Annotated in this window: 19 protein-coding genes and 2 pseudogenes; 11 read left to right on the top strand and 10 right to left on the bottom strand. The window is 69.1% G+C overall.

Features of this window, described 5'->3' with window-relative positions; all coding sequences use genetic code 11:
• Window positions 1–1,825 precede the first annotated feature (1,825 nt).
• The 3 genes from ACIRVH_RS32990 to ACIRVH_RS32980 all read left to right on the top strand — a co-directional run bounded on the left by ACIRVH_RS32990 (window position 1,826) and on the right by ACIRVH_RS32980 (window position 4,596).
• The gene (locus tag ACIRVH_RS32990; RefSeq protein ID WP_403960862.1) at window positions 1,826–2,113 is read left to right on the top strand and encodes a hypothetical protein; all 288 of its coding nucleotides are present in this window, start codon (window positions 1,826–1,828) and stop codon (window positions 2,111–2,113) included.
• On the top strand, window positions 2,101–2,454 hold the full coding sequence (locus ACIRVH_RS32985) for a hypothetical protein (protein ID WP_403960859.1): 354 nt from the start codon (window positions 2,101–2,103) through the stop codon (window positions 2,452–2,454). Before ACIRVH_RS32990 ends, ACIRVH_RS32985 begins: the two co-directional genes overlap by 13 nt.
• A gap of 957 nt (window positions 2,455–3,411) precedes the next feature.
• Window positions 3,412–4,596 (top strand): type III polyketide synthase, encoded by a 1,185-nt coding sequence (locus tag ACIRVH_RS32980; protein ID WP_403960856.1) that lies wholly within the window; start codon window positions 3,412–3,414, stop codon window positions 4,594–4,596.
• Window positions 4,597–4,761: 165 nt separating this feature from the next.
• Here ACIRVH_RS32980 and ACIRVH_RS32975 read toward each other — a convergent pair whose 3' ends face one another.
• Window positions 4,762–6,924 (bottom strand): SpoIIE family protein phosphatase, encoded by a 2,163-nt coding sequence (locus ACIRVH_RS32975; RefSeq protein WP_403960854.1) that lies wholly within the window; start codon window positions 6,922–6,924, stop codon window positions 4,762–4,764.
• A 472-nt stretch (window positions 6,925–7,396) separates the two neighbouring features.
• Between ACIRVH_RS32975 and ACIRVH_RS32970 the strand changes: the two genes are divergently transcribed.
• Window positions 7,397–7,867: an NUDIX domain-containing protein gene (locus ACIRVH_RS32970; RefSeq protein ID WP_403960851.1), complete on the top strand. Its 471-nt coding sequence runs from the start codon at window positions 7,397–7,399 to the stop codon at window positions 7,865–7,867.
• 108 nt (window positions 7,868–7,975) lie between these two features.
• On the opposite strand, the gene ACIRVH_RS32965 is transcribed toward ACIRVH_RS32970, so the two are convergent.
• Window positions 7,976–8,353, bottom strand: coding sequence for a DUF5958 family protein (locus tag ACIRVH_RS32965; RefSeq protein WP_403960848.1), 378 nt, complete (start codon window positions 8,351–8,353; stop codon window positions 7,976–7,978).
• A gap of 48 nt (window positions 8,354–8,401) precedes the next feature.
• Window positions 8,402–9,154 (bottom strand): hypothetical protein, encoded by a 753-nt coding sequence (locus ACIRVH_RS32960; RefSeq protein WP_403960845.1) that lies wholly within the window; start codon window positions 9,152–9,154, stop codon window positions 8,402–8,404.
• 272 nt (window positions 9,155–9,426) lie between these two features.
• Here ACIRVH_RS32960 and ACIRVH_RS32955 point away from each other — a divergent pair, with 272 nt between their 5' ends.
• On the top strand, window positions 9,427–9,711 hold the full coding sequence (locus tag ACIRVH_RS32955) for a hypothetical protein (RefSeq protein WP_403960843.1): 285 nt from the start codon (window positions 9,427–9,429) through the stop codon (window positions 9,709–9,711).
• Between the two features lie 1,021 nt (window positions 9,712–10,732).
• On the opposite strand, the pseudogene ACIRVH_RS32950 reads toward ACIRVH_RS32955, so the two are convergent.
• Window positions 10,733–10,948: pseudogene (locus ACIRVH_RS32950) on the bottom strand (tyrosine-type recombinase/integrase); the annotation flags it as partial.
• A gap of 140 nt (window positions 10,949–11,088) precedes the next feature.
• Window positions 11,089–12,642, bottom strand: coding sequence for an alpha/beta hydrolase (locus ACIRVH_RS32945; protein ID WP_403960840.1), 1,554 nt, complete (start codon window positions 12,640–12,642; stop codon window positions 11,089–11,091).
• 762 nt (window positions 12,643–13,404) lie between these two features.
• Between ACIRVH_RS32945 and ACIRVH_RS32940 the strand changes: the two genes are divergently transcribed.
• On the top strand, window positions 13,405–14,061 hold the full coding sequence (locus ACIRVH_RS32940; RefSeq protein ID WP_403960838.1) for a class I SAM-dependent methyltransferase: 657 nt from the start codon (window positions 13,405–13,407) through the stop codon (window positions 14,059–14,061).
• On the opposite strand, the pseudogene ACIRVH_RS32935 reads toward ACIRVH_RS32940, so the two are convergent.
• The 3 genes and pseudogenes from ACIRVH_RS32935 to ACIRVH_RS32925 all read right to left on the bottom strand — a co-directional run.
• Window positions 14,061–14,360 (bottom strand): annotated as a pseudogene (locus tag ACIRVH_RS32935) (transposase); the annotation flags it as partial. The gene ACIRVH_RS32940 and the pseudogene ACIRVH_RS32935 overlap by 1 nt on opposite strands.
• Before the next feature lie 55 nt (window positions 14,361–14,415).
• Window positions 14,416–15,066, bottom strand: a complete 651-nt coding sequence (locus ACIRVH_RS32930; protein ID WP_067360243.1) for a response regulator transcription factor — start codon at window positions 15,064–15,066, stop codon at window positions 14,416–14,418.
• Window positions 15,054–16,310 (bottom strand): histidine kinase, encoded by a 1,257-nt coding sequence (locus ACIRVH_RS32925; RefSeq protein ID WP_403960834.1) that lies wholly within the window; start codon window positions 16,308–16,310, stop codon window positions 15,054–15,056. The genes ACIRVH_RS32930 and ACIRVH_RS32925 overlap by 13 nt, the downstream gene beginning before the upstream one ends.
• Window positions 16,311–16,445: 135 nt before the next feature.
• Between ACIRVH_RS32925 and ACIRVH_RS32920 the strand changes: the two genes are divergently transcribed.
• The 3 genes from ACIRVH_RS32920 (at window position 16,446) to ACIRVH_RS32910 (ending at window position 19,958) form a co-directional block, all read left to right on the top strand.
• A complete protein-coding gene (locus tag ACIRVH_RS32920; RefSeq protein ID WP_403960831.1) occupies window positions 16,446–16,961 on the top strand; it encodes a hypothetical protein in 516 nt (171 codons plus the stop codon).
• A 53-nt stretch (window positions 16,962–17,014) separates the two neighbouring features.
• Entirely contained in the window at window positions 17,015–17,731 is a 717-nt protein-coding gene (locus tag ACIRVH_RS32915) for a class I SAM-dependent methyltransferase (RefSeq protein ID WP_403960829.1), read from the top strand.
• Window positions 17,732–18,365: 634 nt separating this feature from the next.
• Entirely contained in the window at window positions 18,366–19,958 is a 1,593-nt protein-coding gene (locus ACIRVH_RS32910) for an ISL3 family transposase (protein ID WP_403960826.1), read from the top strand.
• 43 nt (window positions 19,959–20,001) lie between these two features.
• Here the strand turns inward: ACIRVH_RS32910 and ACIRVH_RS32905 are convergent, their stop codons facing one another.
• Complete coding sequence (locus tag ACIRVH_RS32905) at window positions 20,002–20,808, bottom strand: nucleotidyltransferase (protein ID WP_403960824.1); 807 nt, start codon at window positions 20,806–20,808, stop codon at window positions 20,002–20,004.
• A gap of 477 nt (window positions 20,809–21,285) precedes the next feature.
• Between ACIRVH_RS32905 and ACIRVH_RS32900 the strand changes: the two genes are divergently transcribed.
• Window positions 21,286–21,606, top strand: a complete 321-nt coding sequence (locus ACIRVH_RS32900) for a GYD domain-containing protein (RefSeq protein ID WP_403960822.1) — start codon at window positions 21,286–21,288, stop codon at window positions 21,604–21,606.
• Window positions 21,607–22,152: 546 nt separating this feature from the next.
• Window positions 22,153–22,740 carry a hypothetical protein gene (locus tag ACIRVH_RS32895; protein ID WP_403960819.1) on the top strand — a complete coding sequence of 196 codons (588 nt, stop codon included), beginning with the start codon at window positions 22,153–22,155 and terminating at the stop codon, window positions 22,738–22,740.
• On the opposite strand, the gene ACIRVH_RS32890 is transcribed toward ACIRVH_RS32895, so the two are convergent.
• A complete protein-coding gene (locus ACIRVH_RS32890) occupies window positions 22,728–23,705 on the bottom strand; it encodes a TolB family protein (protein WP_403960817.1) in 978 nt (325 codons plus the stop codon). The two genes, ACIRVH_RS32895 and ACIRVH_RS32890, sit on opposite strands and share 13 nt — an antisense overlap.
• Window positions 23,706–23,972 lie beyond the last annotated feature (267 nt).

The raw sequence follows: 23,972 nt of genomic DNA, 5'->3' as shown, positions 1-23,972 counted from the left end.
GAATTCGCCGAACTGTGGACCGTCACCGCGTCCGCGCCTGGCGTGCAGCGCCGTAGCCCATGGCATGACCGCTCCCATCCCGTGGCGATCGCCTTCACGATCTCCCACTGGGCCCTCCGCCCATGCGAGGCAGTTGGCAAGAACTGCTGCTCGCGGTCGATCCGGTAATCGAAGAACAGGGGTGCCGGCCCCTGGCCGCACACCGGCCGTCACACCGGAGAGCAATGCGCCCGGTCTCACCACGACGCTGGTGAACAAGACCGGCACCACCATCACCGTCACTTCCGGGGTGGGGCGGGGCAACAGCATCACCGTTGGGCAGGCCGGCACAGGGTGCTCACAACCTGGCCGCATGCTGCGTGACCAGGGTGGTGTTCCGCAGCGTCGACGCTGGTGCGACCGCTGTCGCCGCGCCAGGCCCGGCAGCCTGGCGCGCCTCACCTCCTTGCCGGTAAGTGCTCAATTCCGGGGTGCCTTTCCGCGGTCTGACAGGTCTCAAAGGTGGGAGCCGGCGCGGCGGCCGCCCAAGACGACCGGTTGTGGCCGCGGTGCGGTTGCTGCTGCCCGGGGGACTCTCCTCCGCCTGACCACCCCGCCCCAGGACATCGCAGGAGCGAAGAAGTCGCGCGCATCGGACGTCGAGCCGTGGGAAGTGAGCAGCACTCGGCCCGGATCGAGCTGCAACCGTTCGGCTCGTACACCGAGGCTGCCGCGCCCTCCCGGTCATCAACATCCCTTCCAGCGGAGTTACATATCCCACTTTTCAGCCTGCAGGTGAGCACTCACTCGACGCGCCCCGTTGAGCCCAGTAACCGGTGACCCACCTGCAGACCGGTAAGTGAGGTTCGTACATGTCAAAGATCGGTCCGAAACAAACCGAGCGGCGTCTCCCCACCACTCACTGCTGCCCGGATCGGGTGCACCTTTGCTCCCGTCAACTCAAGAACTGAGAACGGTCGCTTCATGGACTACTGCGTCCCGTGCAGCCGTACGCTCAACGGCGCCGTAACCTGCCCTGAGTGTGGGGCATACGACCACGGCATGGCACAGCTGAGCGATCGGAGAGGCGGTGCTCCGGCCGTCGAGGCCGCGATGCCGGAGGTCTGCTTGAGCGAGGGACCGAGCTCATCCGGGTCGCCCCTTCCCGGGCCACCGACTGTCTCGGAGGACCTGTCGACTGACCGGTGTGACCGTCCGGCGCGGCTGAAGAAATATGCCGTCCGGTCTCTCGCCGCAGCCGCCTTCGCTCTTCTCGGAGGCCTGGCCACCGCATCGCTGTTTCCCCAGTCGACGGCCCCACGGGCAGCCTCGATCCCAGAACAGTCGGCACCCGAAGAGCCCGGGGTCCGCGTTCCCGATCCACAGGCTTCACCGGAGCGTGCGACCACGCACCCGGCCCGAAAGGGCGTCCAGGACGGAAGCGGTGACGGCACCCGGCGTCCTCTGCCAACGGCGACTCGCAGCACGTCACCGGTCTCTCGGCCTCCCGCCACCACCAGTGCGCCGCCACCAGAGAAGGCGAAGCCGACCCCCCGAGCCTCCAGCAGCCGCCGCCCCAGCTCGCCCTCGCAGACGGCAACCTCTTCCGCGAGGCCCTCCGCCAGTCTTTCCGTCAGTCCTTCCGCCAGTCCTTCAGGCAGCAACAGCGCCTCTCCTACCAGTTAGTGGCTCACTGAGCAGCAAAGGGGAAGCCGATGACTGAAACACTGGCAGGACTCACTCAGCACAGAAACCTCCACCTCGTCCGCGCCCGGCATCCACCTGATCGGCAGCGGGGCCAGCGCCAACAGGGTCCACAACCACGCACCCGTTTGCCGTCAACGACGTGCGGCACGTGGACTGCGGCCAGGAGTTCGATGGCGGCGATGACGTCACCGGTCCGCGCCTGGGCGTCCCCCAACTGTCGAAGTCCCAAGTCGGCGTGGTGGCCACGCATCTGGACGAGCAGGTCACCGCGTTCCGCAACGGGCCCCCGGACACCGGCCCCTACGCGTTCGTCTTGGAACTGCTCCTTCAGTACTTCCATCGCTTCGCCGCCGGCTGCCCGGCAGTACAACCTCAAGGGCTCGGCGCTGTCGACATGGCTCAACTCTGGGGTGGATGCGAGGGCTGAAGCTCACCGACCGCATCGGTCGCCTCGGACGGCATGTGGCTGTGGTGAATGACGGTCGGCAGGAGAGCGCCAACGGCAAGGTAGAGAGTCGTTGCGCCACGTACCAGCAGGCCCTGGCCGTGGCGGTCGACGAACTCGGCGTGGGCGACACCACGTATCTGCACACGGAGGTCCGGGGCCTGCTCGACGGCCGTCCCTGGCAGGAGGCCCTGCGCTGGAACCAGGTCGAGACGTACGTCCGGGTGCTGCACACTGCCTTCCCCATTGTCATCGCCGAGTGCCGCCCGGCGACTCCGCCGGGAGGCCGAACCCGCGTCTCGGGAAAGGCGGATGAAGCTTGAGAAAGGGCTAGGGGGAAACAGTACCGGTCTGCGCGCACCTGCGTTTGATGCGGATCACGTCTTGAAGCCGTGGAGCCGACCGCCCCAGCCACGACGTACAAGTTGGCGGGGGTGGGGGAGCGGATGCTGCAGCGGAGGCCATGTGGGCCACTTCCTGGTGTGCGGTGAGGACGGGTAGAGGTCGCGAGCCTGCCGACCGTGTGCTCGACATCGTCACCGCCGATCGCGAGCCGGCGATCGGCGGTCAGCTTGGGGCTCGTAGTCGATCCGACCATTGTCTTGTCGTGGGCGCATGCCGCGACCCTGAGGATCATGCCGGGCCCTCCGGTATCCGCGAGGGCGGTCTGGAGGGGCCTTAGATTCCAACTTCTCGCTCACGTGCAGTCGCATTTACGACTCACTGATCCATTCGGTCGGAATCGGACCGCGGCGCGAGAGCAGCCGAGGTTGCTGCGCGTGCCGCGCCGCGCCAGGCGACAAGCTCGCTGATGCCGAGCCCCGGATCATCCGGAGCCTTGGGTGTCTCGCGAACGTATGGCAGCGAAGTACGGCAACCGCGTCCCTCGCTCTCGCCCATCACGTCGGACAGCTTGCCGATCTCGGCGCACCTCTTCCCTGTCGCGGAGAGTCTCTGTGCTGGAGCGGCCCGTGCCGCCAGGGGCGTCGCCCGGCTCCGCAGCGACGAGGGTGGCCTCCCGGCTGACGGTAGATCAGGAAAGACCTGTTGAGCCGCTTTGAGGGCCCCTGTTTCGGCGGTGTGTGCCGTGTCACGCCATCCAAATGTCGCCGAAGTTGTCTGCATCACAGCGGAAATGTCCATTTAGCGTCCATGCTCAAACCAGACACAGGCTCACGAAGTGGGGCCTATCGGCAACCTCTTGGGCGCGAAGCTCCAAAGTGACCCATGACACAGCACTTGTGACATTCCCGCTTGTTCCCCCGGAAAGGTGCCTCACTATGGCCGCATACCTCTGTCCTCCTGCCGTGATACACGGCGAGCACGCCGTGGAGACCAGCCAGATCGTTGCGGAGGTGCGCGACCGGCATCCGCACGCGGCGTGGGAGCCGCGGATCGACGGCATCGCGGCCAGCACGGGCATCGAGACCCGCGGGTGGATGCTGCCGCTGGAGACCGCCGTCGCGCCCGGCAACGGCGGTGGCCTGGGAGCCGTCGGCAACGGGTCGGCCCAAGAGGCGTTGGCGCGTGACGGGTTCACCCAGCAGGACGTGGACCGCGTGATCGCCGCACTCGAAGGGATACCCGCGCCGCAGACCGTCCAGGAGCGCACCGCGCCGGCCTGGGAGGCCGTGCAGTCCTACGGGGAGCGGGCGGCGCGCGGGGCCCTGCAGATCGCCGGCCTGGACGTCGCGGACGTCGACTGCCTGATCACCAGCAACTCCACCACCCCGGCGCTGCCGGGTCTGGACATCGCCCTGGCCAACAAGCTTTCGCTCCGCAACGACGTGATGCTGCTGCCGGCCACGCAGTGGGCCTGTATCGCGGGAACCCGCTCCCTGGCACTGGCGGCGGACCTCGTGGCCGCGGACCCCGACCGGGTGGTCCTGGTCGTGATCGCGGAGGCGCTGAGCACGACCTACCAGCCCGCGGACGACACCCTCGAGTCCCTGATCGTCCGGTTGCTGTTCGCGGACACCGCGGTCGCCGCGGTGGTCACGGGCCGCCCGAGGCGCGAGTCGATGCTGCGCCTGGACGCCGCCTGGCACCACACCCTGCCCGGCACCCAGGACCTGCACCGCCTGGAGACGCGGTCGGACGGCACCCACTTCGTGATGGACCGGCGCGGGCCGCGCGCCGTACAGGAGACGGTCACCGCGATGTGGGAGTGGCTGCGCGTCCGCTACCAGGACCACCCCGACTCCTGGCACCCCGACGTGCTGCTCGCGCACCCCGGCGGGACCCGGGTGCTGGAGTACATGGAGCAGACGATGCCCGACACGTGGCCCTCGGGGCTGCTGGACTACAGCCGGGACAGCTACACCAGCGGCAACCGCGGAGGCGCCGCCGTGTTCGACATCATGCGGCGGGCGCACGACGCCGGGCAGAAGCCGGGCAGCCGTGCCGTCCTGTACGCGGCGGCACCGGGCCTCACCGCCACCGCCCTGGACGGGGAGTGGCTGTAGCGCGCGCCCGCGCCACGCGGACCGGCAAACGCGCCGTCCGCATCACCGGTCACGCCACCGGTACCGCCGACGCCACCGTCCGTTCCGCCGGTGGCGTCGGGTGACGGGTACGCCGCCGTACCCTCGCCGCCCATACGTCGGCCGCTCCCGCGCCCCGAAGCCGCGTCACCTCGCGACTTCCGCCCAGACCACCTTGCCGGTGTCCGTCCACCGCACCCCCCACCGGGTGGTGAGCCTGTGCACGATGTGCAGGCCACGACCGCCGTCGTCGAGGAGGCCGCCCCGGCCCAGACGTGGCCTGCCGTTGCCGGTGTCGCCCACCTCGCACAGCAGGCCGTGACCGGACCTGATCAGCCGTACCGTGATGGGACCGGTGGCGAAGCGCACCGCGTTCGTGACCAGCTCGCTGACCAGCAGCAGGGCGTTGTCCCGGGTCTCGTCCCTGGTGCGCCATTGCCGCAGCAGGGACGAGACCTGCGCGCGGGCACGGGCGGGGGCGTCGTCGCGGGCGGGCAGTCGCCAGGTCGCGGTGTCTCCCTTGCGGTAGCCGATCATCCGCGCGAGCAGCAGGGTCACGTCGTCGCGCTGGTGCACGGGTGCCAGCATGGAAACGACGTGCCGTGCGGCCTGCTGCAGGGTGTCCCAGGGGTGCACCGTGGACACGGCGTCCGCCAGCCTGTCGATGCCCTCGTCGATCGACACGGCCGGATCCTCCACCAGGCCGTCGGTGTAGAGGGCGAGCAGGGAGCCCGGGGGCGCGCCGAAGGTCTGCACGTCGAACGGCTCCCGCAGCGCGAACTCGGTGCCGAGGCCGGGGTGAGGGTGGACCGCCAGCGGTCCTGCGTGTCCATCGGGGGATACCAGGACGGGTGGGAGGTGGCCGGCGCTGGACAGCGCCACGTGGTGGCTGACCGGGTCGTAGAGGGCGATGCAGCAGGTCGATCCGAGGGCGCTGTAGCCGGCCGCCAGTCCGGACTCCGCGTCGTCCAGCAGCGTCACGGTCTCGTCCAGGTGCTCCAGTACCTCGTCGGGTGCGAGCCCCGCGGACAGCAGCGCGCGGGCTTCCGTGCTCAGCTGGCCCATGGTTGCCGCGGCTCCCAGGCCGTGGCCGACGACGTCACCGACCACCAGCGCGGTACGGCCGTCCGGCAGGGGGAAGCTGTTCACCCAGTCGCCGCCGACGCCCGCGCTGTCGGGTGTGGCGGGCTGGTAGATGCTGGCGATCTCGACGGTGTCGCCACCGGTTCGGGGCAGCAGCCGGCGCTGCAACGCCAGCACCTGCGTGTGCTCGCGCTGGTGCTGACGGGCCAGGTCGACGTGGTGGGCGGTCCTGGCGACCAGTTCCTGCAGGTCGAGCAGCTCGCTGTCGCGGAAGGGAGAGTCCGCCCGCCGCCAGACCTCCGCGACGCCCAGCACGACCGGCGGGGTGCCGTCCAGGACCAGCGGTATGCACGCCACACCCGCAGACCGGTCGCCGGGCACCAGGGCACGCATCACTCGCGGACTGCCGAGTACCCGCTCGACCGCCTCCCGGTCGGGTATGACGATCGCCTGCGGGGCGTCGTCCCGCCGTACGGCCTGTGCCAGCAGGCGACTCGCGTCGCTGGGCAGATCGTCGCCGGGCGTCACGTAGCCGTCGGGCCACGCCCGGTCCGGCACCAGGGCCGCCCGCCGCAGCCGGATGCGCCCCTGAGGCTGCCCGATGACTCCCTCGCCCGTCCACACGGCGAAGTCGAGGTCGATGGCGGCCACGTCTCCCCAAGCCAGCAGGGACTGCGCCAGCGACTGCGCGGTCTCGCCGATGTCCAGCGAGGTGCCGATCGCGGTCTCGGCGGCGTACAGGTGCAGCCTCCTGGCCATGGCGATCACGGAGACGGTCAGGCTCTCCTGAGGCAGCGCGGCGGGCAGAATGCTCATCGACACCACCAGCTCCGACCCGTCGCCGCGCCGCAGGCGCTGGATCCGGGCGACGTGCGCCTCACCGGTCTCCAGGACCTGCCGCAACCGCCGTGTGACCGTCGGTACGTCCCCGGGGGGCAGGAGATCGGCGAAGGGGCTCCCGGTCGCGGCGTCCAGACCCGCGAATACGGGGGCGTCGAGATTACAGCGGGTGATTCTCAGATCCCTGTCCAGGTTGACCGCGCCGAGAATCTGATCTTGATGGCCGGATGCCGGGTTGTCGAGTACACCTTGGCGGGTGGTGCGGTCGCCCTGCGTGTCGCCAGGACCGGCGGCCGCTGCCGCTCCGCCGCGCGGGAGGTAGCGCCCCAGGGCGCTGCTGACCAGCTCGAACGGCGAAGAGGGCGAGGGGGTGGGTGTGGAGTCCATGCGGCTCTCTCAGCAATCCCCGGCGCAGTGCCGAGGCCGTACTCGGACCCGTGCGACCGGGCCCCGAGATCCCTGACCGCACACCTCATTGAATAACACCGGCGGTCCCTTCGCCCACACCAGCGGATCGCGCGGTGAACGCGGACAGTGAGGGGTGCCGCGGCCGGTGGGCCGCGCTCACCTTCCCGGGGCCGTCGCTCGCCAGGATGCGACGACCGCCGAAGGGCCACGGGCACTGAGCGCCGGCGCCGTCGGTTCCGGTGAGTTCCAGGCACGTGCTGCTCTGCCGGGCGATCGGTGCCATGAGGGCGTGGTCTACGCCGCCGCAGCCCCCGCGCCGCAGGACGACAGGATCCCCCCGGGCGGCCCGCCGGTGAGTGAGGACGACCGGGGCAGGCGGCATGTTCGACACATACGCTGACAGCTTCGCCGCAGTTCGGGCGACCGCGACGCCAGTCCGAAAAGGGTGGTCATGGCACGAACCGAGTACTACGACGATCCAGACGCCCCCAAGCCCAACAGCTTGGTCGTCGCGGCGTCCGCGGTGGTCACCGACGAGGAAGGACGCATTCTTCTCCAGCGCCGACGAGACAACGATCTCTGGGCGCTGCCCGGCGGCGGCATGGCGATGACCGACACACTGCCAGGAACCGCCGTCCGCGAAGTGAAGGAGGAAACGGGCCTGGACGTCGAGATCACCGGGCTCGTCGGGACATACACCGACCCGCGCCACGTCATCGCCTATACGGACGGTGAGGTGCGACGACAGTTCAATGTCTGCTTCACCGCCCGAGCGGTCGGCGGACGACTCGCGATCTCCCACGAATCCACGGAGCTGCGCTTTGTTCCGGCGGAGGAGCTGGCCGAGCTGCCCATGCACCACACCCAGCGGCTACGGCTTCAGCACTTTCTGGAACATCGCGAGCGGCCGTACCTCGGCTGAAGCCGTACGCCCGATCCACCGGTCGGCGGATCGCTTCGTCCGCGAGCACGCCCACGCGGAAGACGTGGTGCTGTGCATCGGTCGGCAAGACCCAGGGCAAGAAGTCACCTAGGTTGCATCCCGCAGCGGATCCGACAGGTTGTGCCACTCGTGACCACACCCTCCGGCACAATGCAGCATCCTCCTGCGGGTGTCCGCGATGCCGAAGAGGGCGACGAGCAGGCGGAAGGACTTGGTGAGTTCGTAGGCCGGAAGTGCTGCCATCCCGAAGCGCCACTTGGTGAGCATCACCGCCGGTGTGTGAGTGGGGCGAATGCCGGACCGCGCAATGCTCTCTGGCACGTCGCCCTCACAGGCGCGGGCCTGCCCGCAGAACAGCACCAGTGCGTGCAAGACCTTGCGTTGGTCATCCTCCGAGAGGCCCTCGAACCATTCGACACCCTCGGCCGTCGGTCTGAGCCCCTGTGCGAGTTCGTTCAGGATCATCTCGTGTGCGTACAACACAGGCTTCCACCCCCATGGTTCAGATCGACGCTACGCGCACGACCGCCAGTGAGCAGCGCAGTCGCACCAGGCGAGAGGCGCTCCGGCCCGAGATCGGACGCCCATCCAAGTTGCTTCGGGACGAAAGGGCCAGTCGTCCATGTCCTCTGGACCTACGTCGCGGAAGACACTTCTGTAGCCGTCGCTCCGAACAAGGTCATCAACCACGTCGACCATCCCGGGTATGCCTCGCTGGCGGACGATCAGCCCGTCCCAGACGTAGAAGTACCTGCCATCAAGGCATTCACCCGTCTGTCCCCAACGGTCCATGGTGCGGCGGACATTGTCCAGGATGTAGATCGTCCCCGACCAACGTTCCCTGCTGTCGAAGATCACCCGCATGCCGACACGCACCGGGTGTGGGACGGCGCCGGCCCCCGCTGCGCGTGGGGGGTGCGGGCCCTTGGAGTACCGGCCGGGCGGGGCGAGGTTGGTGTCCAGGCGGGAGTACTTCGTGCGCTCGTACTGGGGGATGCCCAGGGAGCGGTGTTCGTAGGTGGTCATGCGGCGGCGGCCGCGGTTGTCCCGGCCGAACTCCTGGCGGAACTTGTTCATCAGCGACTTGGTGTCGTCTTCTTGTTCGCCGCCGAAGACGTAGCGCATCCGGAAGTTCTTGAACCGGGGGTCCTTCATCAGGGCCCGGGTGGAGGCGTTCTGCTTGTCGTCGTGCGCGCCGTCGGCCTTCGCTTCGACGAACTCGCCGGTCTTGTAGTTGACGGCGTCCAGGCGCCGTTTCATCGGCATGCCGGTGACGGGGTCCTTGACCTGCCGGTCCGAGTCGCAGCGCAGCCTACGGCTCCTTGAAAGGGGCCGAAGGCCAGCAAGAGTGGGAGAGGCAACTTCGTGTGCCCGCTGCGTTCCCGATCGAGCAGCGCCCGGCGGGGAACAACGGGGAATGTCGGTGAGTGGGCTCGGCCGGACTCAGGCCAAGACGGGAATCCGCAGATCGCGCCTATGACCGCCGAACCTCGCTCCTGAAGCGGTGGTCCACACCTGGCGGGTGAGAGCATCTGTGGATGGCAGACGCACAGCTACCCCCAGGGTGGACCCTCCAGCAGATCCGCGATGTATCCGGGGACCGAGAGGCTGTCGCGCTGGATCCAAACCGGGCGGCGAAGTGGGTAGCCGGCGCGGGAGCCCACGAGGTGCTGCACCCAGAGATCATTCTCGGGTTTCACAGCCTGTGCCTCGTGAAGCCTGCTCATGACGACGACTGGTACATGGGCAGCCTGTACGACGACGGCAGCATCGACTGTTGGTCAGCCTACGACGATCTGTACGAGGCACTACGCGGTCTGTAGCAGCTTGCAGGCCGCGGGCTGGCTGCACCGCCTCCACCGCCACCAGGCGCCGTGGCTCATGACCGGCCCGGGCCGCCTTGGGGCCGTCGGACGGCGCTCAACGAGGACCAACGCTGACAACCACCGACGGCTAAGTCACAGGTCAGGGTTGGTCGATTGCAGGGCTGCAGGTCACAGACAGCTGCAGTGGCTCAGTGCCGATCAATCTTTGAGGCGGCGCTTCCACCATGGGTCCCAGCTCGCCATGTAGGGATCGGGGAGCGTTCGTGAGAGATAGCAGTCGTCCAAGGGAGTAACCGCCGCCAGAAAGTCACGTCTGCTCCTGCGCCGCATCGATGCCGCCACATCCTCCAACAGCGTTCGGGCGTGCATGTCCCTCCAGCCCGTTGTCCCGTAGCCGTGGTTCGCTCCTTGGCCCGGCCACTCGTGCAGGGCGAGAGCCCAGGCCCGTAAGGCACGGGCAACATGCCCTGTCGGCAGCTGATGACGGGCCTCGAACCGAGCGATCTCGTGATTCGTCGCGGCGCACAGCCCGTCAATAACCAGGCGTCTGCCGGCCAGCACGCGTCGCGGCCGTTCGGCCCTGATCTCGCCCGGGGAACGGCGAGGCATGAGAACTTCCCATATGGCAATGGACGGAGCATCTCACGGTACCTCGCGATGACCATCGATCGTCACCGCTGTGACGGCATCCGAGCAGACATCTCAGGACGCCGCCACGTGCGCGGGCGAGTGTCCAACTGCGTGACAGCGCGCACGAACAGCGGCGGACAACCGCGGACGTCTGCGGACCATCAGCACAGGTGAGAGCCGCACCAGCTCAAGGCAGAGCCTCCACCTAAGTTGCTTCGGGACGAAGAGGCCATTGCTCAGTGCCTCGCCACCACGATTCCGCCGTCGCGGCTTGCTCTGACGGACGTCATCGAGCAGCGTGGCTGGGGCCGGTGGGGGTGCCGCGAGGCACACGCACGCCTGATGGGTCCACGCACCCGCCATCATGCTGTGGAACCTCTCTGGAACCTCAGCCCTCGTGATGTTGCGGCCGGAGAGCCTGCCCGAGAGCCTTCCGGGCCCGGTCCCGGCTGCTCGGCATGAGGTGCGCGTACACCTTCACCGTCAGGCCCGGGTCGGAGTGCCCGAGGTACTCCGCGAGAGCCTTGATGCTTTCCCCAGCATCCAGAAGCACGGACGCGTAGAAGTGCCGGAGCGCGTGCATGCCGTGCTCCCGAGCGGCGGCGTCGCTAACCGCTGACGCGCTGATCGCGGGCCATTTTGCTCGCTAGCGGGGTCGCTGACGTTAGCGACCCCTGCCCCTGCGCTAGGGGTCGTTGCTACGCCCGCGCTGTTGCTGAGCCGCCCGGCGGATCCGTACGAGCCTCAGGACATGCTGCCCCGGCACACCGTCCCCGGGGCCGGGGTGCGGCCCGTGCGGAGGTAGTGGTCGACCGTCTCCGTGACGCAGCGGTTCTGTTGATATGTGCCGTGGCCCTCCTCCTGGGCCGTCAGGAGGACGCCGACACCGTCGCCCAGGGCGCGGGCCATGTGGCGGGCGCCGGGGTAGGGGGTGATCGGGTCGCCGGTGCCGCCGACCACCAGGACGGGGGCCGCGCCGTCGGCGTTCACCTGGAGCGTGGCGCGCTCGCCGTCGAACGGCCAGTCGTAGCAGAGGTAGACGCCGGTGGACCAGGCCGAACCGAAGACAGGTGAGGCAGCTTTGATGCGGGCCTCGTCCCGGTCGAGGCGTTCGAAGCCGGGGCGCAGGCTGGAGTCCGCGCAGGTGATCGCGGTCCGGGCGGCGCGGCTGTTGTCGCGCGGGGTCGCCGCGCGGTCGGCGGACCCGATGTCGTCCGCGCCCTTGCTCAGCGGACGGCCGTCGTTGTGGTCGATCAGCGCGGTGAGGGCCTCGGCGAGCGGCGTCCAGCCGTCCGTGCCGAGGCGGAGATGGTCGCTGATGGCGTACGCGAGGTCGTCGGCGTCGAGGTTCCTTCCGGCGTCGGCCGGGGCGGGCTTCTTCCTTAGGCGGTCGGCCAGGCGCGCCATGCGCCGCGCGGCCTCCTCGGGCCCGTCGCCGGTCGGGCAGTGGCGGATATGGGCCGCGCAGTGCGCGGCGAACCGGTCGAACGCCGCCTGGACCGCCTTGACCTGCGACACCTTCTCCTCGTCGAGGTCCTCGGTCGGATCGACGGACGCTTCGAGGACGAGCCGTCCGACGTGCGACGGGTACAGGTGGGCGTAGACCCCGCCGAGCGCCGTTCCGTACGAGACGCCGAAGTAGTGCAGCCGCTTGTCGCCGAGGAGGTAGCGCATCAGGTCGAGGTCGCGCGCGGTGTGCGAGGTGCCGATGTACGGGAGGAGCGCCCCGGAGTGCTCGGCGCAGGCGTCGGCCCCGTCGTAGCCGGTGTCTTCCGCGGTCTTCCCGCATCGCACGGGGATGGTCGCGCCGACGCCGCGCGGGTCGAAGGAGACCAGGTCGTAGCGGTCGAGGAGCGGCTCGTACTGGTTGAGGAGTTCGGGCAGTCCGCTCACGCCGGACACGCCGGGGCCGCCGAAGTTGAGGACGAGCGAGCCGATGCGCCGGGCGTTCGGGCCGGTGGCCTTGCGGCGGATCAGGGCGACGTCGATCGTCCTGCCGTCCGGTTTCCGGTAGTCGAGGGGGGCCTTCATGGTGGCGCAGTCGTAGCCCGTGCGCGCGGTGGGCGGCGAGGCGCAGCCGGACCAGTGGAGGTGCTGGCCGGTGGTGAGCGCGGTGGGCAGACCGGCGGGCGGGTTGTTCGCGGTGAACTCCGTACGCGGCTCCGCACTCCGGCCGGGAGCGTCGTGCTGGAGCCAGGCGCCGACGACCCCGATCGCGGCGAGGACGACCCCCGCGATGATGCGCGCGCCGACCGAGAGGCCCGGTCTATGGCTTTGTATCGGATGTGCGCCACTCATCGAAATCCCCGCGCTCCCGCCCCTGGACGCCCGCCCCGTGCCGGCATGCCCGTATCCGTGATCGTCCGATCGTCGAATGCGTGCAGGATACAAGCCGCCTCCGACAGCACGGCCGGACGCCCAGCGTGCGATGTCCGGGGCCCAAGTTGGGAACCTCTGGGGCCTCCCGCGACGACCGACGACGACCAATGACGACCGTCAACAACTGCTCAACCAATGGTCAATTGAGGTGTGTACTCCCGTGTGGCTTCGTTCACGTTCAGCGGCAGCGTTTGTCGACGAGTTTGAGCAGCAGTTAGCGATCACTGGATCGATTAATGTTCACGAGTTTTGACGGCGCTTCACGTTGCAGTCGTGTCCGTCGCCAGGCAGGCCCATGACGTTCAACACGGGCTCCTCGCACTTGGGGATCTCGAAGGTGAAGTTCGCTTTTGTCGGGATCGCCACGAGCGAGCGCTGGTCGCCGAGGGTCAGTGGCGGATAGGGCTCCCAGGGGCAGCTGGCCTTATCCAGGGCGGAGACGACGTCTGCGTGCTTGAGCCCTGCGGGGAAGGTGCCCGTCCCCCCCGACAAGCGACGGGAGGAGTTCGACGACGTCGCGCCAGGTCTGGACGCAGATGAGAGACACCTTGCGGCAGCGGCAGACACTCAGTAGGTGTTTTTTCTACTCGCTTCCTTGGACTGCGTCCGGCAGTCCGGGAGCGAGTGATCTTTGTTCCGGAACAGGGTGTGCAGGCCGCAGGGACTTGATGGACTGGGGCGATGAAGATCTTGTCGCCTCGTGTCCTGCGGACTCTTGAACGGTTCAACGCCGCTTATCCCTGGGATCACAACGCCCACTACCATCGCTGGATCCTGCGGCAGTTGCCGAGGCGCTTCGGCCGCGCCCTGGACGTCGGTTCCGGCAGCGGTGATCTTGCAAGGCTCTTGGCCGGACGAGCCGACGTTGTGCAGGCCGTCGATTCCGATCCGGTGATCACAGCCCAGGCCCAGAAGCTGACTCCTTCCGGGCTCCCCGTCACCTTCACCGTCGCGGATGCAATAGCCGAGCTTCCTGCCGGCCCCTACGACGTCATCACGTGCGTCGCCACGATCCACCACCTGCCGTTCACCGAGGCGCTCACCCGTTTCCGCCGTCATCTGGCGCCGGGAGGGACACTGGTGATCGTCGGCCTGTCTCGCGCCCAGACCCCGGCAGACCACCTGCTCGGTGCCATCGCCATTCCGGCCAACGCCGCCATGGGCTGGCTGAAGAACAAGGGTCGCCCCTCGCAGCGACCCGTCTCCATGACTGCCCCTACTCGTCCAGCGGACATGACCTTTGACGACATCGTCCGTGAAGCCAGAGACGTCCTCCCTGGCGCACGACTGCGACGACGGCTGTTCTGGCGCTATACGCTTGTATGGAATCAGCCCTGAGTGGCCCGTGGCTTCCTCGACCAAGCGTCGGTGCGGGGGCTCTTGCGGGAGAGACGCCGGGCCATCATGGTGATGAGCGCCCAGTTCAGGTGTGCTTCGGAGTGCTGGGGCAAGCGTTCGTAGTCGCGTGCGTTGCGGCGGGCGTTCATGCACCAGCCGATTGTGCGCTCGACTTTCCAACGGCGGGGCAACACGAGGAAGCCCTTCGTGCCCTTGGGCCGGGAGACGATGCGCAGGCTCAGCCAGAGGTGTTCGCGGGCCCAGTCCACGAGGTCGCCGACATAGCCGCGGTCGGCCCACCACCAAATGGCGATCAGCACCGTTGTCGACTGGGCATACGGGCAGGATCGCGTACTATGCGGTCGCAACGCCCAGGAAGCGCAACACCGCCAGGACGCGGCGGTGGTCGGCGTCGGCCTTGGGCAGGTCGAGCTTGGTGAAGATGCTGTTGATGTGCTTGGCGACAGCGCTCTCGCTCACCACCAGCTCGGCGGCGACGCCGGAGTTGGACCGACCGCCCGCCATCAGCTCCAGCACCTCCCGCTCGCGCGGTGTCAGCCGGTCGAGCGGATCGCTGTGCCGGCGCACCAGCAGCTGCGCGACGACCTGCGGGTCGAGCGCGGTGCCGCCGGCCGCCACCCGGCGTACCGCCTCGGCGAACTCCTCGACGTCGGCGACCCGTTGCTTGAGCAGATAGCCGACGCCCGAGGTGTTGGCGGCGAGCAGATCGGCGGCGTACCGCTCCTCCACGTACTGCGACAGCAGGAGCACGGCGGTACGCGGGTACTGGCGGCGGATCACCAGCGCGGCGCGTACTCCCTCGTCGGTGAAGCCGGGCGGCATGCGCACGTCGACCACGGCGATGTCGGGCCGGTGCTCCTCGACGGCCGCCAGCAGCCCTTCTGCGTCGGCGACTTGCGCGCACATCTCGAAGCCGGCCGCCTCCAGCACCTTGACCACGCCGATGCGCAGCAAGAGGGAATCCTCGGCGATCACGGCGCGCACGGCAGCTCCACGGTGATGACGGTCGGGCCCCCGGCGGGGCTGCGGCAGGAGAACGTGCCGTCGACGGACGCGACGCGCTTGGCGAGCCCGGCGAGCCCGGTGCCGCCGGCCGCCGCGAGATCCGCGCCGCCCGCTCCGTCGTCCGCGACGACCACCAGCAGTGTCTCCCCGATCCGCTCCACGATCACGTCCGCCCGGGTCGCCTGGGCGTGTTTGACCACGTTCGTCAGGGCTTCGGAGACCACGAAGTACGCGACGGCCTCGACCGTGGGTGAGGGGCGTTGCGGCAGGTCCACCGCCACGCGCACCGGGATCGGGAGGCGGGCGGCGACCCCGGACAGCGCGGCGTCGAGGCCGCGGTCCTCAAGGACGGCCGGATGCAGGCCGCGCACCAGGTTGTTCAGCTCGGCGATCGCCTCCTTCGCCTGGCGGTGCGCCTCGTCGATCACCTTGCGGGCGTCCGCCGGCAGGTCGCCGAGGGTGGCCCTGGCCAGGCCCAGGTTGACGGCGAGTGAGACGAGGCGCTGCTGTGCGCCGTCGTGCAGGTCGCGCTCGATCCGCCGCCGCTCGGCGTCGGCGGCGTCGAGCACGCCGGCCCGGCTCTCGGCGAGGTCGGCGACCCGGCGGGCCAGCTTCTCCGTGCGGCTGGGGCCGAGCAGGACCTCGGCCGCCCGGGTCTCCAGCCGCACCAGAGCGCCGGTCAGCCGGGGCCCGAGGAACAGCAGGGCGAGGCCGCCGGCGGTGATGTACGCGGCCTGCGTGGTGTACCCGAGGTCGGTGACCCGCCACTGCGGGGGCAGCGCCCAGATCCACACGTAGATGGAGGCGGCCACGAGAGCGGCGGCCCAGACGGCGAGGACGGCGAGGTCCAGGACGGCGAGCAGCGGACCTGCCACGGCGTGGTAGCAGACCTGCCGCCACAAGGCCCGGCCGGTCAGTCGGCGCACCGCCGACTTCCAGTTGCGTCCGGGCCCGGGTACGGCGGGGCGCGGGAGGTCCTTGCCGACGAGCGCCCGGTAGCGCCGCCGCTGCCCGACGGTCAGCAGGGGTGTCACCACGAGCGTGAGGAGCACGGGCAGCGGAGTCACGGCCGGCACCAACGCCGCCATCGTGCCGAGCAGCCAGAGCCACAGTGGCACCACGGCGAGGTGGAGCGGCAGGCCGGCGGCGACGAGCGCGGTCCGGTGTCCCGCCCTGCGGAACGGCCGGCCCAGCACCAGCTGCAGCCACGTCGTGAGTTGCATGCGTCAAACGGTAAAGCCGCAGGCCATCCCCGTGCCATGACGCTCCCGCCCGGTTCGGGGGTGCACTTATCTCCACCCCGGGTCGGAACCCTGCGTGACTGACGGCGCCCTGGTGTGCGGCGGAGGGTGGAGCACGTGAAGGGGAGAGCCGGCGGGGAGCGGGGGAAGACGATGCGTCAACTGGCCTTGTGCGATGAGGAAGTGGCCGGTGCCGAGGGCTTCGACCGCGCCGAGGTCATCCCGCTCCACGAAGAGGCGGAGGAGCCGCGCCCGGCGCGGGGCATGCGGCGGGCCGGGTGGCTGCTGGTCGCCTGCGGGCTCGCCCTGCTGCCGTGGCTGTACGTGGTGGCCACCGGCCTGCCGGCCACCGCGACCGCGGCGCACTGGCCGGTCGCCTGGGTCGGGCTCGACGCGCTGGAGGCGCTCGGCCTGATCGCCACCGGCCTCCTCGCCGCCCGCGGCGACCGGCGGCACGCCCTGGCAGCCGCCGCGACCGCGACGCTGCTTGTGGTGGACGCCTGGTTCGACACCACGACCGCAGCCCCGGGCGGCGACTTCGCCACCGCGGTCGCCATGGCGCTCGGCGCCGAGCTGCCGCTCGCCGCGCTGTGCGGCCGGCTGGCGCTGCGGACGCTGAGCCGGCCCGCGTGACGCCGACCGCCCGACTACGTACCACGGACCGAATCGATCCTCCGGAGAACACCATGCACCGCATCACCACCGCCCCCGTCGCCCCGATCCCGGCCCGGACCCGCTGGGCGGTCGCCGCCGGCGCGGGCGCCGCGTTGGCCGCCGCCTGGTGGCTGGGCGACACAGCGCCCTATCCGTACGCCCAAAGCGGCCTGCTCGACGTGCCGTTGCCGTTCCTGACCGCCGGCCGGATGGACGCCGTACTGCGGCCGCGACCGGGTGAGCGGATGCTGGAGATCGGCCCGGGGACCGGCCTGCAGTCGCTGCACGTCGCCCCGCAGCTCGGGCCGGAGGGACGGCTCGATGTGCTCGACATCCAGCAGGAGATGCTCGACCATGTGATGTGCCGCGCCGAGCGCGACGGCCTGGCGACGATCAGGCCCACCCGCTCGGACGCACGTGAACTGCCCTACGCCGACGGGACATTCGACGCCATATACGCCGTGACCGCGCTCGGCGAGATCCCCGAGCCGGATCGGGTACTGCGCGAGGCGGCACGGGTGCTGGCACCAGGCGGGCGGCTGGTGATCGGCGAGTTCTTCGACCGGCATTGGATCCCCTTCGGCCGGCTGCACCGGCTCGCCGACGCCGCCGGCCTCCACCTGACCGAGCGCCGCGGCCCAAGCCCGGCATACCTCGCCCGCTTCCGACCCTGCAGAGCCGAGGCGCCAGGCCACCAGAGCGAGCGCCTCGCCCACAGCGACCGGGACACCAACGACGGGCAAGCGTGAGCACCGCACGCAGGGACCGCGATCACCGAGCTGAACAACCTGGCGCGCGGTAGGCCGCTCCAAGAGGCGAGCGGGCTCCGCCCCAACCGCGGCCAGCCACGGAAACCGCGGCGCCCCCACAAGGTGGGAGGGGAGTCCTGTGGCTTCTGCTGCGTGAATCCGGTCTCCGATCGTGCTGGGTCCTCTATCTCGTCGATCACCGGCTTGTACGGATCCAGTGCCGTCGGCCGCGGCGGCGGCTTCTTACGCGGCTCCGGCCAGACCGAGTCCACGGCCTTCTTCACCGTCCGCCACCACACGTTGTACTTGCGCTCGAGCTCGCGCATCTTCATGCCAGCACGGTGATCACGCCGGATCGCCGCGTGCAGCTCGACCCTCGACATCTGCGGCATGACCAGGACCTTTCACCAGGAGCACCTCGATGCTGCCCTGGCAAGTACCCCACTGCTGTCAAAACTCGGTTCTGGCACAGATCTTGGGGAGCGGTCGCGGAGGGTTACAGCGGTGTTCGATTGCGAGGCGCGGGCTCGCGTGAGACCGCGCACATCCTGTCCCCGCACTGGCGAGAGTGACGCTCCATCAGGTCCTCGTCTGTGCCCGCTGTCCCGGGCCGGGCTCGGTGACGGTGCTGGTTATGGAGGCGGCCGACGCATCGTTCTGGGACTTGTTCGTGTTCGCCGGGATCGACAACGTGGATGTCGAAGCGGTATCCGCTGCATTCGGCACGGTCGACGTCACGGCGAAAGGCCGGGCAGCCGGGGCAGCATGTCCGGACTGTGGTCGGTTCTCGGGCCGGGTGCACGATTCCTACCAGCGGAAGGTGAAGGATCTCCCGCTCGGCGGGCAGAGCGTCGTGATCCATCTGACGGTCCGGCGTTTCATCTGCGGCGCGGAGAGCTGCCCGCGTCGTACGTTCGCCGAGCCGTTTCCGAAGCTGGCGGCTCCATACGCGCGCTTCACCATGCGACTGGGCCGCGTCTTGAAACGTGTCGGGCTTGCACTCGCCGGGCGAGCCGGCGCCCGGCTGGCCACTCAACTGGACTTCCACGCAGGACGGATGACCTTGCTGCGGAGGGTCATGGCGCTGCCGGACCCGCAGCCCAGCACGCCGCGCGTGCTGGGCGTCGACGATTTCGCGACCCGCCGAGGACTGTCCTACGCCACCGTGCTGGCCTGCGGGGAAACTCATCGCGTCGTCGATGTTCTCCCGACCCGTGAGGCAGGGCCGCTGGCCGCGTGGCTGACCACTCACCCGGGCGTAGAGATCATCTGCCGCGACCGGGCAGGCGCCTACGCCGAGGGCGCTCGGCTCGGCGCCCCCGAGCCCCTCCAGGTCGCTGACAGGTTCCACCTGTGGCAGGGTCTCGGCCGGGCCGTGGAGACCTGCGTCGCCTCCCACCGCGAGTGCCTGCGAGCCCCAACGCCGATTGTGACCAGAGCAGTTGACGCTTCACGCGCCGACCTGGTGCGCGCGGGTCCAGACCTCGACGGCCGCAGGGCTCAGCGCAAGAAGGCCGCGCACGCCCTGGTCCACGAACTGATCGCGCAGGGCCACTCACGTCGGGCGATAGCCCGGCATCTGGGCTGGGGCCTCAACACCGTGCTGCGGTATGCCCGCGCCGCGAACTGGCAAGAGACCCTGCGCGAAAACCAGCCTCGGCCCAGCCGACTCGATCCCTACAAGCCCTATCTGGAGCGGCGATTCGCCGCGGGATGCACCAGCGTCACCCACCTGCACCGCGAGCTGCTCGCCGAGCGCGCCCCCGTCACCTACCAGATGGTCCGAGCCTACATCGCCACCTTGCGCGCCGCGCCACCGAAGGCGCTGCCTCCGCCGCCGACCGTGCGGCAGGTGACTGGCTGGCTCACCCGCCATCCCACGGCCCTGAGCGAGGAAGAACGCGCCGCCTTGAAGGACGTCCTGGCCCGCTGCCCCGAACTGGATGCCGCCGCCAAACATGTCCGCGGCTTCGGCGAGATCCTCACCAACCGCCTCGGCACCACACTCCCCGCCTGGATCGACGCCGTCGACGACAGCCAACTACCTGGCCTGACCGGCTTCGCGCTTCATCTGCTCCGCGATCTCGACGCCGTAACCGCCGGACTCACCCTGCACTGGAGTTCCGGCGGCACCGAAGGCGCCGTGAACCGCATCAAGAAGATCAAAAGGCAGCTCTACGGGCGCGCCGGATTCGAGCTACTCCACAAGATGATCCTGCTTCAGTAGGACAGTGGCTGCTGAGAAGGTCGAGTCATGGCGTGGGCTGCCGTCAGGGACGCGGGGCTTTCTCGCCGTGCACGGCTGTGTATTCGGCTGCGAGCCAAGGGCCGAGGTCGTTGATGAGCATCCCGAGCACCGCCGGGTCGGATGAGGGTGCGCGGCCAATGGACGCGGCGACACGCATCTGCTCGACGCGCTCGGGGTAGTAGCGGCCGAAGAGTTCGGCGGACTGGTGGAGGTCGCTGGTCCAGCCGCCCCAGCGGGGCGTGATCAGGGTGAATCCTGTGCGGACGATACGACGGCCGACGAGACGGCTGAGGGTCCGGCGATCGGCGTCCGTGGTGGCTTCGGCTGCTTTGGCACGCCAGTGTGGAAGTACGCGGGCGAAGTCACCGTTGGTCTCCCGCGCGAGTAGGGTTGTGGGGCGGTAACGGGGCAGTTGTTCTGCGAGGTCAGGGCCCAGCAACGGGGTGCAGAGGCAGGCGATGAAGAAACCGCCATCGTGACGTTCGATGTCGCTGAGCAGGACCCGCGTGCTGGTCAGCAGGATCCCGACGCCATCGATCTGCGGGAATGCACAGTCAAGTACGGCCTCAATTGCCTTGGCATCAGCGCGGTCGGTTTCGGTGGGCTCGTCGTGGAGGGCGAGCTGGAGGTCGAGGTCGGAGGCTCCGGGGATGGCGGTGCCACGGGGGATGCTGCCGTAGAGGTAGGCGCTGTGCAGGCGCGTTCTGCCGAACGTCTCGGTGATATGAGCGCAGGCGGCATCGACGACGGGAACGAACGCTGCCGGCACTCGGTACAGTGCGCCTTCGCGCGCGATCGTTCCGTCGTGGTCCAGCCCTCGTTCATTCATGGGGCCACTGTGCCTTGTGCTGCTGTGTGCTGCCGAGCGGATTTCCCAGGCGGTGTGGCGCCGCGAATGGCACCGCCCACGCATCCGCCAGCGAGCGGTGCAGACCGGACCGCCGGGATCGATGGACGCGACCTCGCCGTCTTCGTCAGTTCCCCAACCCGCAGGGCCCTGCGGGTTGGGGATGCGCGCGGTCTCACGCGAGCCCGCGCCTCGCAATCGAACACCGCTGTAACCCTCCGCGACCGCTCCCCAAGATCTGTGCCAGAACCCAAAACTCGTGAACATCACCCACCCGTGGATCTGGGTGCCTCCCAAACCCGTGAACAACTGACGGCACTTCCCGTGAACAAAGCCATCCCACACCTGCACATGTCGATGTGCCTTACGAGTGAATCCAACCGTTCGTCGATTGGCGGCCAACGTGACAGCGGGAAGGCCATTCTGCACACAGGACAAGTCACGGGCAGGGAGCCCCCTATGCCGAAGTTCCTCATCCAAGCCACCTACACGCCCGAGGGTACGAAGGGCTTGCTCAAGGAAGGCGCAAGTGGCCGCCGCGCCGCCGTCGACCACGTCGTCGCCGGCCTCGGCGGGACAGTCGAGGCCATGTACTACTCCTTCGGAGAGGACGACCTTGTGTGCATTCTCGACTTCCCCGACCCAGTCTCCATGGCCGCTGTCAGCCTCAGCGTCAAGGCCAGCGGCGCGCTCACCACCCGAGCCACCCCCCTCCTCACCGTCGACGAGATCGACGAGGCTGCCCGCCGACAGGTCAACTTCCGACCTCCCGGCGCGTAAGCCGGGATGGCCCGGCCGGGTGTCGCAACAGCAGCAGGAAACCAAGGTGAGGACGCCACTGCCCACTGAGCCCCCAAGGCAGCCATTCACGCAGGTCAGCCCAGAAGTCCGCGCCAAGAGTATTGAGTAGTGGTTGCCTACCCCCTCACGAGATGATCTTTCCCATGAGGGAAGCGGCAGGGTTGGGCATCGACGACGACCATGAGTGGGTCGAGACACGCGACATGTCTGGCGCGCGTGGCTTTCCGGCACTCTCGCCTGATGGCTCGTGGCGCACGCTTTCCAATGACACGTGGAACGCCGGCTGTCTCTCCTCTGTCACGCCGCTGGACCAGCACTCGCACCAGTAGCCTCGCGCGCGGTCGGCGCCGACAGGCGGCCGCGATGGTTGGCGAAGCAGAGGTCGTGGTGGGTCGCCCACAACACCGGTGCGGACAGGTCCACCATCTGGTGCGAGGCGGACACCGGGCTGGCACCTGCCTGAAAAGCGTCGCGGTGGCGAGGCCATCTGGTTCACCATGGGGTGTGCGATTCGATTCCGTTCCCATGCCGGCGACCGTCGAGGCCAGACCTCGTGACAGCCGTGGCTATCCGGTTCCCGCCATCACCCCGTGGGAGGGTGACGAGCCCCAGTTCGCGCTCACCGACTACGGGCGCAGCGCCGAGTGCGCGCGACATCGGCTGTGTTCGGTCTGCAACACCCTGATGCCCAGAGGGCCGGTGTGGCGGGTGATCGGTGCCGCGGAGAGTGCCGCGATCCGCGAGGCGCTCGCCGCCGGGCGGCCGTATCGCAACATGGCGGCGACCCTGGAGGCTCCGGGGCACCGCGCGTGCATGCTCTACGCCTCGATGGTCTGCCCGTATCTGGCGCGCCCCAACGCTCGGCGGGGGCTGACGGCACAAAGCCCGGACGACATGACCGCGCATGTCGTCCGGGGCGCTGTTCGTGGGGAGATGGGTGCCGTGGTCGGGTACGGCGACTACGAGTTCGCCGTCACCAAGACCCAGGTCCTGTTCCGTTTTCTCGATGTGGTCGAGTACCTGCCGCATGACACGGCCGACCAGCACCTGCCGGAGCTCCAGGCTGAACTCGCCCGCTCCGGCGGCCGGTTGGGCGGCGGTCAGCCGCGGTAGGCGGGCAGGCCGGTGTGCTTGGAGACCTTGACGGGGTTGCCGAAGCCGCGGGCGGTCTTCGTGATGGTGTACGTACCGGTCGGAGCGCGGAAGGCGATGGTCTTGCCGTTGGGCGACCAGGTGGGCTCGGTGTAGTCGGTGGTGGCGTGGGGGGTGACGTCCTTGACGACGGCGGTGGAGCCGCCGAAGTCCTCGACGAAGAGGTGGTCGTGCCCGTGGACGGAGCGGACGAAGACGACCTCCTCGTTGTCGGAGGAGAGAGCGGGCTCCGAACCCTTGGTCAGCGCGCCGCCCTGCTGGCGCAGGTAGTCGTCGCGGATGTAGACCTCGCCGGTGTGGGTGTTCTCGTAGACGGCCGTGCCGTAGCTGCCGCCGACATTCGGCCAGGTGTTGTTGGTCTGGGGGACGTTGCCCTCTCCCGGCTCGCCGTTCAGGCTGATCTTGGTCGGCCTGCCATGGTTGCTGGTGGCCTTGATGCCCTCCAGGACGGTGGTGCCGTGGATCTTGGCCGAGAAGATGAGGTTGTTCTTCGCGGGGATCTGGTTCGCCCGGTCGGCGGCGGTCACCTGCCAGGTGGGGTGGGACCAGGTCTGCCCGCCCGGGTTGGCGGCGACGGTGACGCGGTGGCTGCCGTCGGGGTTGGAGACGACGAGGTCGCCGTGCCCGTTGATGAAGGCGGCCTTGCTGCCGCTGGGGTTCCAGGCCAGGTCACGGACGGTGGTGCCGAAGTCGATCGACTTACCGTTGACCACGACGTGGCGGGTGCCGTCGCTGATGGTGAGTCCCCTGGGCACGGTGACTGCCTGGCCGGACACGGCCGCGGCGACCATCGCGGCGCTGCCCTTGGCATCGCCGCCGGAGGACGGAGCGGCCGTCGCGGTGGCGGCGGTGCCGCACAGGGTGAGCAGTGCGGCGGCACCCGCGGTGGTGACGGCTGCGGTGCTCCGACGGTTACGAGCGGACATCGACGTTCCCCCAGGATGTGGTTGATGCTGCGACGAGAGTTTCGCGGGAACCGCCCGCCGTCCCCGGGACCTGAACCGGTCCGCTCGGCGCGCTGCCCTGCGCGATGAGAGAAGTCTTCCCACAGGGGGTGACGGAGTTGTGCGTTCGCTGTCACAGATGTGCAATAGCGGGTCAGATGGAGCGGCCAATGACCTGGGTTTCATCATGGAGCGGGTAGCGCGGAGTTGGTATCCGCCGTTCCCCGTGGTTCCCTGCACGATCTGGCA

This window comes from Streptomyces sp. NPDC101165, assembly GCF_044768135.1.
Classification (GTDB): domain Bacteria; phylum Actinomycetota; class Actinomycetes; order Streptomycetales; family Streptomycetaceae; genus Streptomyces.
Note: the sequence above shows the minus strand (reverse complement) of the source record. Positions and strands in the feature narration are given on the sequence as shown.